14 protein-coding genes and 3 pseudogenes are annotated in these 16762 nt (G+C 41.7%); 16 read left to right on the forward strand and 1 reads right to left on the reverse strand.

Annotated features, from left to right (window positions below):
* Positions 1–213: 213 nt before the first annotated feature.
* From LG375_RS09420 to LG375_RS09445, 6 genes and pseudogenes are all read left to right on the forward strand, one after another.
* Positions 214–429: pseudogene (locus LG375_RS09420) on the forward strand (CHAP domain-containing protein); the annotation flags it as partial.
* 27 nt (positions 430–456) lie between these two features.
* Positions 457–1068: a type IV toxin-antitoxin system AbiEi family antitoxin domain-containing protein gene (locus LG375_RS09425; RefSeq protein ID WP_037602032.1), complete on the forward strand. Its 612-nt coding sequence runs from the start codon at positions 457–459 to the stop codon at positions 1066–1068.
* Positions 1069–1295: 227 nt separating this feature from the next.
* Positions 1296–2849, forward strand: a complete 1554-nt coding sequence (locus tag LG375_RS09430; protein WP_225745705.1) for a BCCT family transporter — start codon at positions 1296–1298, stop codon at positions 2847–2849.
* Positions 2850–2858: 9 nt separating this feature from the next.
* Positions 2859–3014: pseudogene (locus LG375_RS09435) on the forward strand (LysR family transcriptional regulator); the annotation flags it as partial.
* Positions 3015–3211: 197 nt separating this feature from the next.
* Positions 3212–4948, forward strand: a complete 1737-nt coding sequence (locus LG375_RS09440; RefSeq protein WP_037599682.1) for an ABC transporter ATP-binding protein — start codon at positions 3212–3214, stop codon at positions 4946–4948.
* Between the two features lie 12 nt (positions 4949–4960).
* Positions 4961–6748 (forward strand): ABC transporter ATP-binding protein, encoded by a 1788-nt coding sequence (locus tag LG375_RS09445; RefSeq protein WP_225745706.1) that lies wholly within the window; start codon positions 4961–4963, stop codon positions 6746–6748.
* Positions 6749–6845: 97 nt separating this feature from the next.
* Here the strand turns inward: LG375_RS09445 and queA are convergent, their stop codons facing one another.
* Positions 6846–7889 (reverse strand): tRNA preQ1(34) S-adenosylmethionine ribosyltransferase-isomerase QueA, encoded by a 1044-nt coding sequence (gene queA / locus LG375_RS09450; protein ID WP_060973333.1) that lies wholly within the window; start codon positions 7887–7889, stop codon positions 6846–6848.
* Between the two features lie 151 nt (positions 7890–8040).
* Here queA and LG375_RS09455 point away from each other — a divergent pair, with 151 nt between their 5' ends.
* From LG375_RS09455 to ald, 10 genes and pseudogenes are all read left to right on the forward strand, one after another.
* Positions 8041–8742: a glucosamine-6-phosphate deaminase gene (locus tag LG375_RS09455; RefSeq protein WP_060973334.1), complete on the forward strand. Its 702-nt coding sequence runs from the start codon at positions 8041–8043 to the stop codon at positions 8740–8742.
* Positions 8743–8750: 8 nt separating this feature from the next.
* Positions 8751–9098: pseudogene (locus tag LG375_RS09460) on the forward strand (DUF2200 domain-containing protein).
* 169 nt (positions 9099–9267) lie between these two features.
* Positions 9268–10251 carry a rhodanese-related sulfurtransferase gene (locus LG375_RS09465; protein ID WP_064524867.1) on the forward strand — a complete coding sequence of 328 codons (984 nt, stop codon included), beginning with the start codon at positions 9268–9270 and terminating at the stop codon, positions 10249–10251.
* A 177-nt stretch (positions 10252–10428) separates the two neighbouring features.
* Positions 10429–10626, forward strand: a complete 198-nt coding sequence (locus LG375_RS09470) for a helix-turn-helix transcriptional regulator (protein ID WP_045772022.1) — start codon at positions 10429–10431, stop codon at positions 10624–10626.
* 13 nt (positions 10627–10639) lie between these two features.
* Positions 10640–11134 carry a DUF6773 family protein gene (locus tag LG375_RS09475; protein WP_064524869.1) on the forward strand — a complete coding sequence of 165 codons (495 nt, stop codon included), beginning with the start codon at positions 10640–10642 and terminating at the stop codon, positions 11132–11134.
* 77 nt (positions 11135–11211) lie between these two features.
* Positions 11212–11982 (forward strand): nucleoside phosphorylase, encoded by a 771-nt coding sequence (locus tag LG375_RS09480; protein WP_002885931.1) that lies wholly within the window; start codon positions 11212–11214, stop codon positions 11980–11982.
* A gap of 90 nt (positions 11983–12072) precedes the next feature.
* Positions 12073–12756, forward strand: coding sequence for a VIT family protein (locus tag LG375_RS09485; protein WP_002890291.1), 684 nt, complete (start codon positions 12073–12075; stop codon positions 12754–12756).
* 129 nt (positions 12757–12885) lie between these two features.
* Positions 12886–13605, forward strand: coding sequence for a 16S rRNA pseudouridine(516) synthase (locus tag LG375_RS09490; protein WP_064524871.1), 720 nt, complete (start codon positions 12886–12888; stop codon positions 13603–13605).
* A gap of 246 nt (positions 13606–13851) precedes the next feature.
* Positions 13852–14991 (forward strand): amidohydrolase, encoded by a 1140-nt coding sequence (locus tag LG375_RS09495; RefSeq protein ID WP_064524873.1) that lies wholly within the window; start codon positions 13852–13854, stop codon positions 14989–14991.
* A 466-nt stretch (positions 14992–15457) separates the two neighbouring features.
* Positions 15458–16570: an alanine dehydrogenase gene (gene ald / locus LG375_RS09500; RefSeq protein ID WP_064521258.1), complete on the forward strand. Its 1113-nt coding sequence runs from the start codon at positions 15458–15460 to the stop codon at positions 16568–16570.
* The last annotated feature ends 192 nt before the right edge of the window (positions 16571–16762 follow it).

Raw genomic sequence — 16762 nt, forward strand, 5'->3', positions numbered from 1 at the left:
GTGGTTGTAAATAACTATAAAAATCTTAAAGGCATGGTAAATGCTAAAAAGAAAAGGAGAAATTTATGGCTTATATTTGGTCTTATCTCAGACGTTATCCTAAGTGGCTAGCAATGAATTTTACGGCGGCCATTTTATTTGTTATTGCTAACTTGGGTTTGCCGACGGTTCTTGCCAGAATGATTGATGAGGGTTTCCAGTGTCTTTTTGATTTTGGCGACAAGTCCACAAGCAGGAGCTATTATTTCCTTTGCGGGAGGAGGACATGGCACACCAGCAGAATACGGACATGTGGCTTTCGTCGAAAAACTCTACCCAAATGGCTCATTCCTTATCTCCGAAACCAATTACAATGGCAATCCAAACTATACCTTCTGTAAATTATCTGGAGTGGATAGTAACTTGAGTTTTGCGTATACGACGAAATAAAAAAGGATATGCTAACAATGACTTGATTTGTTAGCATATTGTTTTGGAGGTGGTGATACGGATTTGTTAGAGAAACCCGTTTATAATTATATTAAAAATAATCATGGAGTAATAACTTTTCGTGATATGGAAGAGCTTAACTTTTCTTATCAACAACTGAATCAATTAGTCTCAAAAGGGAAAGTGGAATCAATTGAAAGAGGTATCTATCATCTGCCAGATACCTATATCGATGACTATTTTAGTTTACAGTACCGTTTTCCATCCTTAGAAACAGCACTTTGGTTACATGGTCTGTCCCTTACCATTCCATTTGAGCCTGTGATGACTTTTCCTTTCGGGACAAATACGAGGCCAATGAAAGAAGCTGGTGTCAAGCCAATTGTCGCTAGAAAGTATCATGAAATCGGTATTATTAGACTGGAGCGACAGGCTGGACAGTTTATCTCAGTATATGATATGGAACGAACATTAGTGGAGTGTTTGAGAACAGCTTATCATGTCGATATTCAAGTTATTGCTCCAGCTTTTCAAGCTTACTTTAAAAAAGGAGCTGTTGATTATGCCAAGTTGTATCACTATGCACAACTATTTAAAGTAACCGAAAAACTACAATCATATGTGGAGGTCTTGTCGTGAAATTTTCAAATGCTAATAGTTTCAAAGCTAAAATCAAGAATATTGCAAAAGAAAAAGGGATCTCTTTCTCAAAAGATTAGTCAAATATTTGAAGAATACGGTGCGAATATGTTGGATGTATTCGGTTGTTATACGTATAAATTAAACAATTGTGTTACAATGAAACCATATAGAATTTTAAGTTTTCTCAAAAACTTTCTATAACTAAGAACACATAAGGAGGTAAAATGGTGAAGTATTCTAAAATAACAAAAGTTTTTCAGCTTTCACTCGTCATCATATTTATTTTAGTCTTGTTAGGGCTCTTTGTTCCCCAGCAGTTTCAAAATATTAGTTTTTACTTAAAAAATCTCTTAACAACTAGTGTTGGCTGGTTTTACTTGTTATTGGTTACGGGGATTTTAATTTTTTGTGTCTTTTTAATTGTAAGTCCGATAGGGCAGATTCGCTTGGGTAATCCCACGAGTCGGCCAGAGCATTCGACGACGTCATGGATTGCTATGATGTTTTCTGCTGGAATGGGGATTGGTCTGGTCTTTTATGGGGCAGCAGAGCCTTTGAGTCACTTTGCTATCTCGACGCCCAATGCAGAAATAGGCAGTGCGGATGCTCTCGCAGATGCTTTTCGTTTTACTTTTTTTCACTGGGGATTTCATGCTTGGGCGGTCTATGCCCTGGTGGGATTGTCTTTGGCTTATTTTGGCTTTCGTAAACGGGAGAAATATCAGCTCTCAGTCGTCTTTAAGCCTCTTTTTGGAAAATATGCGGACGGACCAATAGCAACCATTATCGATACCATCACCATTATTGCGACAGTGATTGGGGTAGCGACAACGCTCGGCTTTGGTGCCTCACAAATCAATGGTGGTCTCTCCTATGTCTTTGGTATTCCTAATAATAGTCTTGTGCAAGTCATCATTATCATCATTGCGACAATTCTTTTTCTTATTTCTGCCTTATCAGGTTTAGGAAAGGGTGTTAAAATCCTATCTAATACAAACTTGATTTTAGCTATTGTCTTGCTTGCTGGAGTCATAGTTTTGGGGCCAACGGTTAAGATATTTGACACCATGACAGACTCTATCGGCCTTTATTTTCAAAACTTCTTCCGTATGAGTTTTCGGGCGGCGGCTTTTGATGAGACCAAGCGGGCTTGGATTAACCAATGGACCATTTTTTACTGGGCATGGTGGATTTCCTGGTCACCTTTTGTGGGCGTCTTTATTGCCCGTATCTCAAAAGGTCGGACTATTCGCGAATTTTTGACAGTAGTGCTTTTGGCACCAACAGTCCTTAGTTTTATCTGGTTTTCTGCTTTTGGTACCTTATCTACTTCACTACAAGATTCGGGGGTTAATTTGATACGTTTTGCCACAGAAGAAATTCTTTTTGCCTCTTTTAATGAATATCCTCTGGGAAGTGTCCTTTCAGTCCTGGCGATTACTTTAGTTTTAACCTTCTTTGTGACCTCGGCGGATTCTGCCACCTATGTTTTGGCCATGTTGTCTGAAGATGGCAATCTAAATCCAAGTAATCGTAAAAAGGTGATTTGGGGTGTCATGCTGGCCTTGATTGCTATTGCACTCATGTTTTCTGGTGGATTGACAGCTTTACAAAACACGCTCATTATTGTGGCTTTTCCATTTTCCATAGTACTAGTGTTGATGATGTGGTCGCTTATGAAAGAGTTATATCACGAAAAAGAGCAAATGGGACTCGCCATTACACCAGACCGATATCCTGAGAAGAATCAACCGTTTAAATCTTATGAGGAAAATTAGGAGGATGGCATGGAGTTAAGAGTGCTTCGTTATTTTATTACTATTGCTGAGGAGGGGAGTATCTCCAAGGCAGCTGAGAAGCTGATGATTACTTAGCCGACACTCAGTCGTCAGTTAAAAGATTTGGAGCAGGAACTTGGTGAACCTCTTTTTATCCGTGAACATATCAAGTCGCTTAATAAAGAAAACCAGGGCATCAGCTCTGGTTTTTTCTATTGCTTTTAATATTTTCATTTGTTAGAATGTAGGTGATGTGCGTGCTTGTCACGCCCTTTTTCTGTGTCTTTTACGGCTTTAGTGGTTGTAAATAACTATAAAAATCTTAAAGGCATGGTAAATGCTAAAAAGAAAAGGAGAAATTTATGGCTTATATTTGGTCTTATCTCAGACGTTATCCTAAGTGGCTAGCAATGAATTTTACGGCAGCCATTTTATTTGTTATTGCTAACTTGGGTTTGCCGACGGTTCTTGCCAGAATGATTGATGAGGGAATAAACCGTGGTGATGTTGATAAGCTTTACGCTTATGCTTGGGTCATGTTTGGTGTAGTTTTGACTGGGATTGTTGGTCGTATACTTCTGTCCTATGCAGTTGGTAAGTTGACCACTACTATGGTGCAAGTCATGCGTAATGACATTTATGCTAAGCTTCAGGAGTATTCCCACCACGAGTATGAGCAGATTGGGGTATCCTCTTTGGTGACTCGTATCACATCAGATGCTTTTGTGCTTATGCAGTTTGCGGATCAGGTTCTTAAGCTAGGGGTTATCACTCCTTTGATGATGGTTTCCAGTGTCTTCTTGATTTTGACGACAAGTCCATCTTTGGCTTGGATTGTGGCAATCTCCTTACCTTTCCTAGCCGTAGTTGTCTGGTATGTGGCGGTAAAAACGCGTCCGCTTTCTGAAAAGCAACAGGCAACTCTCGACAAGATTAACCAGTATGCTCGTGAAAATCTGACTGGACTTCGTGTCATACGTGCTTTCGCTAGAGAAGATTTTCAAGAGAAGAAGTTCGCTTCTGAAAATGCTGTCTATGCGGATAATTCAAACAAACTTTTCAAATTGACTGGTTTGACCGAGCCACTTTTTGTGCAAATCATCATCGCTATGATTGTGGCTATTGTTTGGTTTGCCCTTGAGCCATTAGGCTCTGGAAGTTTGGCTATCGGTGACTTGGTTGCCTTTATTGAGTACAGCTTCCATGCACTATTGTCTTTCCTTTTCCTAGCCAATCTCTTTACCATGTATCCTCGTACAGCGGTGTCTAGTGAACGTCTGCAGGAAATTATGGACATGCCGATTTCTATCAATCCAAATGAAGATGGCGTGACAGAAACCGAGACTAAGGGATATTTGGAATTTGACAATGTGACCTTTGCCTATCCCGGTGAAACTGAAAGTCCTGTCCTACACAACATTTCTTTCAAGGCAAAACCTGGTGAAACCATTGCCTTTATTGGGTCTACGGGTTCAGGAAAATCATCACTTGTACAGTTAATTCCACGCTTTTATGATGTAACACTTGGACGCATTCTTGTTGATGGTGTAGATGTCCGTGACTACAATCTTAAGGCTCTTCGTCGTAAGATTGGCTTTATTCCACAAAAAGCCCTACTCTTTACAGGGACTATCGGTGAAAATATCCGTTATGGTAAGGAAAATGCCAGTCATGAAGAATTGAATCAAGCTACTGATGTGGCTCAAGCCAAGGAATTTATCGAAAGTAAGGAAGAACGCTATGATTCTCACTTGGCTGAGGGTGGTAGCAACCTTTCTGGTGGACAGAAGCAGCGTTTGTCAATTGCACGTGCGGTGGTTAAACGTCCTGATCTTTATATCTTTGATGATTCCTTCTCTGCCTTGGACTACAAGACTGATGCGACCTTGCGCCGTCGTCTAAAAGAAGTGACTCAAGATGCGACAGTCCTGATTGTAGCCCAACGTGTGGGAACTATCATGGATGCTGATCAAATCATTGTTTTGGATGAAGGTGAAATCGTTGGTCGTGGCCGTCATGAAGAGCTTATGGAAAGCAATGACATTTACCGTGAAATTGCTAATTCACAATTGAATCAAAAGAGTCTTACGGAGGACTAGAAGGAGGTCAAAATGAAGAATAATAAAAAGAAAACAAATCATTCCTCAAGTTTTGGCCGTCTTTGGTCATACTTGCAGGCTTATCGTTTCCCACTTTACCTAGCCATTTTCTTGAAAATTGTTAGTGTCATCATGAGTGTCATTGAACCCGTAGTCATTGGTTTAGCTATTACAGAGCTGACCAAAAATACGCTGGATATCATTAAGGAGGTAGAAGGCGCCCATATCAATGTATCCTATGTTGGTTTGGTTCTGGTTGTTTATCTCTTGCGTGGTCTTATTTATGAGTTGGCTGCCTACTATTCCAACTATTTCATGACTAATGCTGTGCAAGCAACGGTTCAAGATATGCGAAATGAGATGACTGATAAAATCAATCGTACCTCAGTGTCATACTTTGATAAGCACCAGTTTGGGGACCTCTTGGGCCGCTTTACTAGTGACGTTGAGACAGTATCTAATGCCTTGCAGCAGTCATTCTTGCAGATTGTTAATGCCGTCTTTACTCTAGTCTTAGTTATAGGAACAGTGCTTTACCTTAATCTTCAATTGGGAGCTGTGGTTGTTATCACTATTCCCATTACTTTCTTTGGTGCCCGTTTTATCATGAGTAAGTCTCAACCTTACTTTAAGCAGCAGGCTGATGCTCTAGGTACTCTTAATGGTTTTGTTCAGGAAAATCTGACTGGTTTCAATGTGCTTAAACTTTTTGGCCGTGAGGATAGATCTTTAGACGACTTTAAAGAGATTACGGAAGACCTTCAGAAGGTAGGTTTTAAGGCCAATTTCATTTCAGGCCTCATGATGCCTGTACTTAATGGTTTATCTGACTTGACCTATCTCATTGTCGCTGTTCTAGGTGGTTTGCAAGTTTTGGCTGGTCGCTTGACGATTGGTAATATGCAGGCCTTTGTTCAGTACGTTTGGCAGATTAATCAACCTATTCAGAACTTGACTCAGTTAGCTGGACAATTGCAGAGTGCTAAGTCTTCTTTGGACCGTATTTTCCAACTCATGGATGAACCAGACGAGGCTAATGATGCTACTGAAGTGCTTGAAGGAGATTTGACGGGTCAAGTTAGCTTTAAGCATGTGGACTTCCAGTATGTGGCCGATAAACCTTTGATTCGTGACTTTAATCTTGAAGTCAATCCTGGTGAAATGGTCGCTATTGTCGGCCCAACTGGTGCCGGAAAATCAACGATTATCAATCTTCTCATGCGTTTCTATGATGTGACGGCTGGTTCTATCTCGGTAGATGGTCATGATATTCGTAACTTATCACGTCAGGATTATCGTAAACAGTTTGGTATGGTGCTTCAGGATGCTTGGCTCTTTGAAGGAACTATCAAGGAAAATCTTCGCTTTGGTAATCTTGAGGCAACTGATGAAGAAATTGTTGAAGCCGCTAAGGCTGCCAATGTGGACCACTTTATCCGTACTCTACCAGGCGGTTACAACATGGAAATGAACCAGGAATCAAGTAACATTTCACTGGGACAAAAGCAACTTTTGACCATTGCGCGTGCGCTTTTGGCTGATCCGAAAATTTTGATTTTGGACGAGGCAACCTCATCAGTTGATACCCGTTTGGAACTCTTGATTCAAAAAGCCATGAAAACTCTTATGCAGGGTCGAACAAGCTTTGTCATCGCTCACCGTTTATCAACTATCCAAGAAGCAGACAAGATTTTGGTCCTTAAAGATGGTCAAATCATCGAACAAGGGAACCATGAATCCCTTCTTGCAGATAAAGGCTTCTATTACGATTTGTATAATAGCCAGTTTGCAGAGAAATAAACAAAATAATCCATCAGTTCATAACTGGTGGATTTTTGCTGATTTTAAAGAGCAATAAAAGAGACTTCCCCAGTGAGAGAAGTCTCAAAATTAATATTTATTTCTCAGCAGGTCGTGTGACGAACATGGCATCTCCGAAACTGAAGAAGCGGTAGCGTTCTTGGACGGCGTGTTTGTAGGCATCGAGGACAAATTCACGGCCAGCAAAGGCTGAAACCAACATGACCAAAGTTGATTTTGGAAGGTGGAAGTTGGTTGAAAAGGCGTCTACGACTGTGAATTGGTAGCCTGGTTTGATAAAGATATTAGTCCAGCCTGAGTCGGCTTGGAGTTGACCATCGTATTTATTGCCGATTGTCTCAAGTGTTCGTATTGAAGTAGTTCCTACTGCAATGATGCGGCCTCCAGCGGCTTTGACGCTATTAAGGGTATCGGCAGCGTCTTGACTGAGGGTGTAAAACTCTGAGTGCATCTCATGTTCGTCGACATTCTCAACAGAAACAGGTCGGAAGGTTCCCAGTCCAACGTGGAGGGTGAGGTAGACCAATTTTACGCCTTTGGCTTCAATCTTTTGAAGCAATTCAGGTGTGAAATGGAGACCAGCTGTTGGAGCAGCGGCGGAGCCATTTTCCTTGGCATAGACCGTTTGGTAACGGTCACGGTCTTCCAATTTTTCATGGATATAAGGTGGCAGTGGCATCTCGCCTAAGCTTTCCAAAACCTCGAGGAAGATACCGTCGTAGCTAAATTCTACGATTCGACCACCGTGATCTAGTTCCTCAGTGACAGTGGCAGTCAAGCGGCCATCGCCAAAACTGACTTTAGCACCTACTTTAAGGCGTTTGGCTGGTTTGGCCAATACTTCCCATTGATCCCCTTGGGTATTTTTCAAAAGGAGAAATTCCACATGGCCGTGTGTATCAGGTTTTTCACCGTAGAGGCGGGCAGGAAGCACGCGTGTATTGTTCATGACCAAGGCATCTCCAGGGTTAAGCTGGTCAATGATGTGGTCGAAGTGGGTATCAGTCATTTCCTTGGTTACAGGATCAATGACCAAGAGTTTAGAGGCATCACGTTGTTCCAATGGGGTTTGAGCAATCAGTTCCTCTGGCAGTTCAAAATCAAAATCGTTTGTATTCATTTCTTTCCTCGTTTAAAAATGTTCAGCCTTTTTATTATAGCACGATATAGGGCGACCGTCATTAAACTTATCGAGTGAAAGCGCTTGACAAAAAGGTTAAAAAAAGAGATAATAAATAAAAATGGTATATACCAATATCGAGGTGAATAGAATGAAAAAGATTTTAGTTGAAAATCAAGTTGAGGGAGGCAAAGTTGCCTTTGATCTTCTTAAAGAGAGCCTTGCAGCGGGTGCTCAGACATTGGGATTGGCGACAGGTAGTTCACCTATCGCCCTTTACCAAGAGATGGTTGAGAGTGACGTGGATTTTTCGGAACTTTACAGCGTCAATTTGGATGAATACGTCGGACTAGCACCAGACCATGAGCAGAGCTACCATGCCTTTATGAAAGCTCAACTCTTTGATGCCAAGCCATTTAAAGAGAGCTTCTTACCTGACGGCATGGCTGAAGATTTAGAACAGGCGGCCAAGGATTACGATGATATCCTATCCCAACATGTCATTGACTTGCAAATCTTAGGTATCGGAAGTAATGGGCATATTGGATTTAATGAGCCAGGTACGCCTTTTGATAGTCAAACCCATGTGGTCGACTTGACTGACAGCACTATTGAAGCCAATAGCCGTTTCTTTGCCAGTCGAGACCAAGTTCCTACAAAGGCTATTTCAATGGGGATTGCTTCCATTATGGCTGCCAAGAAGATTATTTTGTTTGCCTATGGTGACAAGAAGGCAGATGCCATTTTCAAGATGGTCAAGGGTCCAGTAACAGAGGAAGTACCGGCCAGTGTCTTGCAACATCATCCAGATGTGACTCTTATCTTAGATGAGGCTGCTGCAGCGAAATTGTAGGAGAAAATATGAGTCGTAAAATTTACAATATGAGCTTTTCAAAGGTCTATCCTATGCTAGTGGCCAAGGCAGAGCGGAAAGACAGGAGTCGAGCAGAGGTGGATTAGGTAACTACGTGGTTGACCGGCTATTCGTCAACGACTATTGAGGAGGCTCTATCATTTGAAGTTAGTTACGGAGATTTCTTTCGTCAAGCTCCTGCCCTCAATCCTAAGCGTCATCTGATTACGGGATCCATCTGTGGGGTTAAGTTGACCGAAATTAAAGAACCTCTTATGCAAGATATTCGCTATCTGGATAAGCTAGTAGATGAGCTGGCTAAGGGGAGACCTATGGAAAAGGTAATAAGAAGTTAAGTTATTTAAACTCAGGTTGAGGCATTTGGCGCTCAGCCTTTTTCTTTTGTGAAAAGTCACTTCCAAGCAAATCAATTGCTTAGCCCTCTTTGATAGCGCTATAATAGTTAAGTTGACTTTGACTATCAAACAACAGATATAGATATTTCATAAAGAAAGAGGACATACAATGGCAAAACCTATTCGAGTATTGCTTTATTATAAATACCTTCCCATCGAAAATGCTGAGCAATTTGCGGCTGACCACTTGGCTTTCTGTAAGTCAATCGGTCTGAAAGGACGTATCTTGGTCGCTGACGAGGGAATCAATGGAACGGTTTCTGGTGACTATGAAACCACTCAAAAATACATGGACTACGTTCACAGCCTTCCAGGGATGGAGGACCTCTGGTTCAAGATTGATGAGGAAGAGGAGCAAGCCTTCAAGAAGATGTTTGTTCGCTACAAGAAGGAAATCGTTCACCTTGGTTTAGAGGATGATAACTTTGACAGCGACATCAATCCACTTGAAACAACGGGTGCCTACTTGTCACCAAAAGAGTTTAAAGACGCTCTTTTAGATGAGGACACTATTGTCCTCGATACACGTAACGACTATGAGTATGACCTTGGCCACTTCCGTGGAGCCATTCGTCCAGACATTCGCAATTTCCGTGAATTGCCACAATGGGTTCGCGACCATAAAGAAGAGTTCATGGATAAGCGCGTGGTTGTTTACTGTACTGGTGGTGTCCGCTGTGAGAAATTCTCAGGTTGGATGGTCCGTGAAGGCTACAAAGATGTTGGTCAATTGCACGGTGGAATTGCCACTTACGGAAAAAATCCAGAGGTTCAAGGGGAGCTTTGGGATGGTAAGATGTATGTCTTTGACGAGCGTATTGCCGTTGATATCAACCATGTAGACCCTGTCGTTGTCGGTAAGGATTGGTTCGATGGGACGCCTTGCGAACGCTATGTCAACTGCGGTAACCCATTTTGTAACCGTCGTATCCTTGCCTCAGAGGAAAATGAAGATAAATACCTCCGTGGCTGCTCACATGAATGCCGTGTTCACCCACGTAATCGCTATGTCTCTGAAAATGGTTTGAGCCAAGAAGAGGTTGTCGCACGCCTTGCGGCTATTGGTGAGAGCTTGGATGTAACACCTGCCTAAGTTTAAAGAGTGAAAAAGCTGAGAGCAATCTCGGTTTTTTATTTTGCAATTTATTTCTAAAATAATGACATATATATATTGCAATTAGAAATATATAGTGTATAATTAAGATGAAAACAGATGGTGAATCTAATTGATGTCGACGATAATATCAGATATGATGTAAAGGAGGGGCATGTGGCAAAGAATTTACGTTTAAAAGCAGCTCGAGTAGAGCATGATATGACCCAGGGTGACTTGGCAGAAGCTGTAGGTGCAACAAGACAAACCATAGGTTTGATTGAAGCCGGAAAGTACAATCCCAGCCTAGCCTTATGCATTGCCATTTGCAAGACACTGGACAGGACCTTGGATCAACTGTTTTGGGAGAATTAGGAAGGAAGTAAAGATGATGAAATTCAAACTAATTAATAATGAGGTTACAGATGAACGCGAAGAAGCTCTAACTAATAAAGTTGCTGCCGAATGCTATTACATAATGATTGCAGGGACGCTTGTATGCTTACTTTATGGCTCCCTCTTTAACAATGGTGTCATCACTTCTAATTACTTAACTTTTCCAATATTAATTGCATGGGTTTGGTCTATTTATAGAGCTGAACGTCTTGCTGTAAGTGCTTTTGGAGGTTCGAGTATGACAGTCCTAGGTTGTTTACTGGTGACTGGGCTTATCATCCTTAAAATAATGATAGTTAACTATCAGTCATACCACAATGTCTATCATAATAATCCATTGGATCCTAGATATCTCATGGCTTGGGTAGTTACTTATATGTTGTATGCTCCCTTTGTCTTTTTTATGAATTGGGCTATTGCTGCATTGGGAAGATATGAGAGAAGACGTCTTGAAAAACAGCTAGACGATTTGGAAAATGAAGAATAGATAGTGAGAGAATCAGACCGTTCTTTTTGGTCTGTTTTTTTGTGTTATAATGGGTCCTAAAACTAAGGAGGTCACGTATGCTACTAACTGAATTTGATGATAATAGACAAGCGATTATCAATCCCGAGGACTTGAATGAGCCTCTTGAGGGGTTTCCTAAAATAGCTGTATCCTGTTTTTCTCGTTCGACCTTTCAACGAATGCTTGAGATGTTTCCTCATGAACTTATCTATGAAACGTCCATGGCGAATGTGGCTATTCCGATATATAAGCTTGTTATTGATGAGCAGGAGTTGGCTCTTTTTAATGCACCTGTAGGTGCCTCTGCCTGTGTGGCTATTTTAGAGGATATTTTTGCTTTGGGAACTGATAAACTGGTGCTCTTTGGGACTTGTGGGGTGCTTGATGAAGATATTAAAGAGACTTCTATTATTATCCCTAGTCATGCTCTTAGAGATGAAGGAACGAGTTTTCACTATGTGGAAGCTAGCAATGAGATTGCGGTAAATGTGGGTGTTTTAGATTGTTTTCGTTCCTATCTCAATGAGCGTCAGATTCCTCATAAGGAAGGCAAGGTCTGGACAACTGATGGTATTTACCGTGAGACGAGTGCTAAACTCAAAGCTCGAAAGGCAGCAGGGGCCATTTGTGTGGATATGGAGTGCTCTGCAGTTGCAGCTTTAGCAAAGTTTAGAGGTGTTGACATCTGCCATTTCTTCTATGCTGCGGACCACCTTTCTGAAGGTAATTGGGATGCCCGTAACTTGATGAATCATATGGACTTGGATGAAAAGGACAAGGTAGCTTTATTAGCTTTGGAGTTTGCGTGTGACTGGAGTAAACCTTAAAAATTCTACTTTTCAAACTTCTTATTTGTAATCATTCTAAATAACTGCTATAATACTTTTTAGAATCATTCTAAATAAGGAGTAAGAGAATTGGAAGATAAGAATTTTGCAGAACGTTTAAATATTTTAAGAGCTGGTGTTTTGGGGGCTAATGATGGTATCATTTCCATTGCGGGAGTGGTTATCGGTGTGGCCAGTGCGACATCAAACATCTGGTTCATCTTGATTTCTGCCTTGTCAGCGATTTTTGCCGGTGCCTTTTCGATGGCAGGTGGCGAATATGTCAGTGTGTCAACGCAAAAAGATACTGAAGAAGCTGCTATCGCTAAGGAACAAGCCCTCTTGGACCGCTCTCCTGAGGCAGCTAGAGAGAGTTTGTATCAAACCTTCCTCAGTCAGGGGGATTGCGAAACAGCAGCTGAAGTTAAGGTTAATCAAGCCTTCAATAAGAATCCGATTAAGGTCTTAGTTGAGGAAAAATATGGGGTGGATTTGGATGAAATTACTAATCCATGGCATGCTGCTGTATCTAGTTTCCTGGCTTTTTCAGTTGGTTCCTTGCCACCAGCACTAGCTATCATGCTGTTCCCGGAGCCTTACCGTATTCCTGTAACAGTGGTCGTGGTTGCCCTCACCTTGCTCTTGACTGGTTATATCAGTGCCAAGCTTGGAAAAGCACCTGTTAAACAAGCGATGTTGCGTAACTTGACAGTAGGACTCTTGACCATGCTTGTGACCTTCTTGGTCGGGCATATCTTCCACGTGAATGTGTAAGTCTTAATAATGTGATAAGTCTATCTTTTAAGGTAGACTTTTTGTTTTATCAAGCGTTCATTTGAGACCTTTCTTCTGTCCTCCTTTTTTAGTCTGCTAGACCAGGCTTATCCGTGGTACAATAAGGTTATGCGTTTAGACAAATTATTAGGACAGGCAGGCTTCGGTTCTCGAAATCAGGTTAAGAAGCTTATTCGTAGTCGTCAGGTATATGTGGATGGTGTCTTGGCGGATCGAGATAATCTTAATGTGGATGCTAGTCTTCAAACTATCACGGTTTCTGGTAAGGAACTGGAGCATACGCCAGAAGTTTACTATCTCATGAATAAGCCAGCAGGTGTAGTGTCAGCTCGAAAGGACAAGGAACACCAGACAGTCATTGATTTGATTAAGCCTGAAGATCAGCGAGACGGTCTTTATCCTGTGGGCCGATTGGATAGAGACACGGAGGGTTTGGTGCTGATTACCAACAATGGGCCTCTGGGCTTTGCCATGCTTCACCCCCGCTATCATGTAGCTAAGACTTATTATGTTGAGGTCAATGATATTCTTGGGCCTGATGCACCTTCATTTTTTGAGTCAGGTGTTGTCTTTGAGGATGGTACTGTTTGTCAATCAGCTCAGCTGGAAGTTTTACGTTCTGCAAGTGATAAAAGTTGCGCTAAAATCACGATTTCAGAAGGCAAGTTTCATCAAGTGAAAAAGATGTTTTTAGCTTATGGGGTCAAGGTGACCTATCTTAAGCGTATCTCTTTCGGAGAGTTTAAGCTTGATGAAGGGATGGCAGTAGGTTCCTACCGTACGTTGACTGAAGCGGAAAAAACAATCTTGCGTACTTATTTGGGTTAGTAGCCCTATGTGGCTTAAGGTGCGATAGGAACTTTCAATCACCTGATAAGCCTATCTTATCGCTAGTCTTTATACTACAATACCTATAATGACAGTGTTTTTTAGAGGTATAAGAAATACTTATGGAATACTATAAGTATTTTTGATTTCTCAAGTGTCGCTTCTGGTGGTATGATGGAATCAATTCGATTGAGAGTTTCAAAAAAGGATTGACAATCCGAGACTAATCAGAGAGGGAGGGTCATTATGACAGAAGCATTTTACGATCATTTAGCAAAGACACGTCATCAGATTCACCAACATCCAGAGGTTTCTGAGGAGGAGCATGAGACGACAGTCTTTTTGAAAGGTTATTTGAAAAATCTAGGTATTGAGCCTTTAAATTATCCCTTGAAGACGGGACTCATCGCTGAGATTGGGTCAGGTCATCCGATTATTGCTTTGCGTGCTGATATTGATGCCCTACCGATTAAGGAAAAGACAGGACTTCCTTATGCCAGCGATAATGGGGCTATGCATGCTTGTGGTCATGACTTTCACCAAACCTCTCTACTTGGAGCCGCTCAGCTTTTAAAAGAAAGAGAAGCAGAGCTTAAGGGGACCGTTCGATTGATTTTCCAACCAGCTGAGGAAAACTTCCAAGGGGCCTATCAGGTCATTGAAGCGGGCGGTATTGAGGGTGTGTCAGCTATCATCGGTTATCACAATAATCCTCACTTGAAACCTGGTCAGATTGGTCTTCGTTCGGGGGCCATCATGGCTGGTGTGGAGCAGTTTAGGGTTGATGTTAAGGGTGTTTCTTCCCATGCGGCTCGTCCTGATTTGGGTGTAGATACGGTCTTGGTTACTACGACTATCATCAACAATTTACAGCAGATTGTAGCTCGTACGGTATCGCCCTTTGAATCAGCAGTATTGTCGGTTACTCATATCGAAGTTGGAAATACTTGGAATGTTCTTCCAGCAGCAGGCTTTTTCGAAGGAACGATTCGTACCTTTGAGCCTAAGGTTCGTGAAGATGTCATTGCTCGTTTTGAAAAGGTCGTTCAGGCGACAGCAGACCAGTTCGGTGCTCAAGTTGACATTACTTGGGGTAATTCACCTTATGTGACCTACAATGACCAGACGCTCACACCTCTCATCTTTGAAAATTCTAAGGCCTTCGCAGAAGTGATTGAAACCTTGCCATCAACAGGGGGCGAAGACTTTGCGGCTTATCAAAAGGAAATACCAGGAGTCTTTGCCTTTGTTGGCTCAAATGGTGAAGAGAATGCACCAGACTGGCACCATGATGATTTCCTTGTGAAAGACGAGGCCTTGCCAATAGCTGTGAATTACTATGTGGAAAACGCCCTCTTTCTACTTGACTATTTTAAGGAGCAATAAAAATAACCATTCCCTTAATCGGTATTACCAGTAATGAAAACCCTGTTAGGGAGTTGAGAGTTTCACTGACGCTCCATTTATAGGTGTTCAGTGGCATCCTGAGTTTCTGTTGGGACATAAGCAATTAGCAGACCAAGGACTCTTTTATTATTTTGTTAAGAGTTTTAAATAAGGTTTTAGGACTTTAAATTGATACCACTTTTGAAATTGAAAAGGAGGAAGTGCCTAAGTAGAAATATTCTTTTGATCATTTAGTTTACACTTAAGAACCCAGCCGATTGGTTGGGTTCTTTTGTCGTATTTTCGAAGTAAGATTTCAGGACCTAAAAGGGGTGAGAATTTTTTACTTGCTATTTTTGAGCTTTTTAGATAAAATGAAAGCGTTATCATTTTAAAAAATAGATAGGAAGTGGTTAAGTCATCTTTATGATGTTTTACCTTATAACTTCCGAATAAGGAGAAACGTATGTTAATTGGTATTCCAAAAGAAATCAAAAATAACGAGAACCGTGTGGCTCTAACGCCTGCTGGGGTGCAAAGTCTTGTAGCTAAAGGTCATGAAGTCCTCATTGAAACCAATGCAGGTCTTGGATCTGGCTTTACTGATGCAGACTACGAAAAACAAGGTGCCAAAATTGTTGCAACTGCTGCTGAAGCATGGGCAGCTGAACTCGTGGTTAAGGTTAAAGAACCTCTTGCTGCAGAATATGGCTTCCTTCGTGAGGATCTCTTACTCTTTACCTACTTGCACATGGCAGCAGCTCCAGAATTGGCAGATGCTATGGTCAATGCCAAGACAACAGGTGTGGCCTACGAAACCGTACGTAGCCAAGAAGGTCACCTACCACTTTTGGTTCCAATGAGTGAAGTAGCAGGCCGTATGGCTGTTCAAATCGGTGCACATTTCTTGACTAAACAAGAGGGTGGTTCAGGTGTTCTCCTAGGTGGTGTGCCTGGTGTTCCTAAAGGTAAAGTAACTATTATCGGGGGTGGTGTCGTAGGGACACATGCAGCCCGTATCGCCCTTGGACTTGGAGCTCAAGTGACTATCCTTGATATCAGTGCCAAACGTTTGTCTGTCCTTGAAGAGGTCTTTGGTAGCCAAATTCAAACACTGATGTCAAATCCGCTCAACATTGAAGCGAGTGTTCGTGATGCTGACGTGGTTATCGGTGCAGTTCTTATCCCAGGGGCAAAAGCACCAAAACTTGTTACTGACCATATGGTTAAACAAATGCGTCCAGGTTCAGTTATTGTGGACGTTGCCGTTGACCAAGGTGGGGTTGTTGAAACTGCGGATCGCGTGACCACTCACGATGAGCCTGTTTATGAAACACATGGTGTTCTTCACTATGCCGTTGCCAATATCCCAGGAGCTGTGGCACGTACATCAACTATTGCCCTTACCAACGTCACTTTGCCTTATATCGAAGCCCTTGCAGGAAAAGGATTCAGAAAGGCAATTAACGACGACGAAGGTCTTCGTCAAGGGGTTACAACCTACCAAGGTCATATCACCAGCAAACCAGTTGCAAAGGGTCTAAACAGAGAATATACATCAATTGACGAATTGGCATAAATAGATTATTTAGCATAAACAAAGAGGAGTCGCACCATGATTTGGTTGGCTCTTTTTTTGTGGTCTGAGATAAGAAGTGAATCATTTTTTTGTTAGTTGATGGGCAAGTTCTCGCAAAGGATGAAAGTTTTCTAATTTTGGTCTTATTTTATGCTATAATGAGTAGAAATAATAAGGGCAGTAATGAGTATC

It is taken from the genome of Streptococcus sp. Marseille-Q3604, from assembly GCF_916619785.1.
Classification (GTDB): domain Bacteria; phylum Bacillota; class Bacilli; order Lactobacillales; family Streptococcaceae; genus Streptococcus.

What these genes read in the sequence shown, in the direction of transcription:
- ald (WP_064521258.1), top strand. Translation starts at nt 15,458, where the DNA reads ATGTTAATTGGTATTCCAAAAGAAATCAAAAATAACGAGAACCGTGTG.
- LG375_RS09495 (WP_064524873.1), top strand. Translation starts at nt 13,852, where the DNA reads ATGACAGAAGCATTTTACGATCATTTAGCAAAGACACGTCATCAGATT.
- LG375_RS09440 (WP_037599682.1), top strand. Translation starts at nt 3,212, where the DNA reads ATGGCTTATATTTGGTCTTATCTCAGACGTTATCCTAAGTGGCTAGCA.
- LG375_RS09475 (WP_064524869.1), top strand. Translation starts at nt 10,640, where the DNA reads ATGATGAAATTCAAACTAATTAATAATGAGGTTACAGATGAACGCGAA.
- LG375_RS09430 (WP_225745705.1), top strand. Translation starts at nt 1,296, where the DNA reads ATGGTGAAGTATTCTAAAATAACAAAAGTTTTTCAGCTTTCACTCGTC.
- LG375_RS09490 (WP_064524871.1), top strand. Translation starts at nt 12,886, where the DNA reads ATGCGTTTAGACAAATTATTAGGACAGGCAGGCTTCGGTTCTCGAAAT.
- LG375_RS09480 (WP_002885931.1), top strand. Translation starts at nt 11,212, where the DNA reads ATGCTACTAACTGAATTTGATGATAATAGACAAGCGATTATCAATCCC.
- queA (WP_060973333.1), bottom strand. Translation starts at nt 7,889, where the DNA reads ATGAATACAAACGATTTTGATTTTGAACTGCCAGAGGAACTGATTGCT.
- LG375_RS09455 (WP_060973334.1), top strand. Translation starts at nt 8,041, where the DNA reads ATGAAAAAGATTTTAGTTGAAAATCAAGTTGAGGGAGGCAAAGTTGCC.
- LG375_RS09465 (WP_064524867.1), top strand. Translation starts at nt 9,268, where the DNA reads ATGGCAAAACCTATTCGAGTATTGCTTTATTATAAATACCTTCCCATC.
- LG375_RS09445 (WP_225745706.1), top strand. Translation starts at nt 4,961, where the DNA reads ATGAAGAATAATAAAAAGAAAACAAATCATTCCTCAAGTTTTGGCCGT.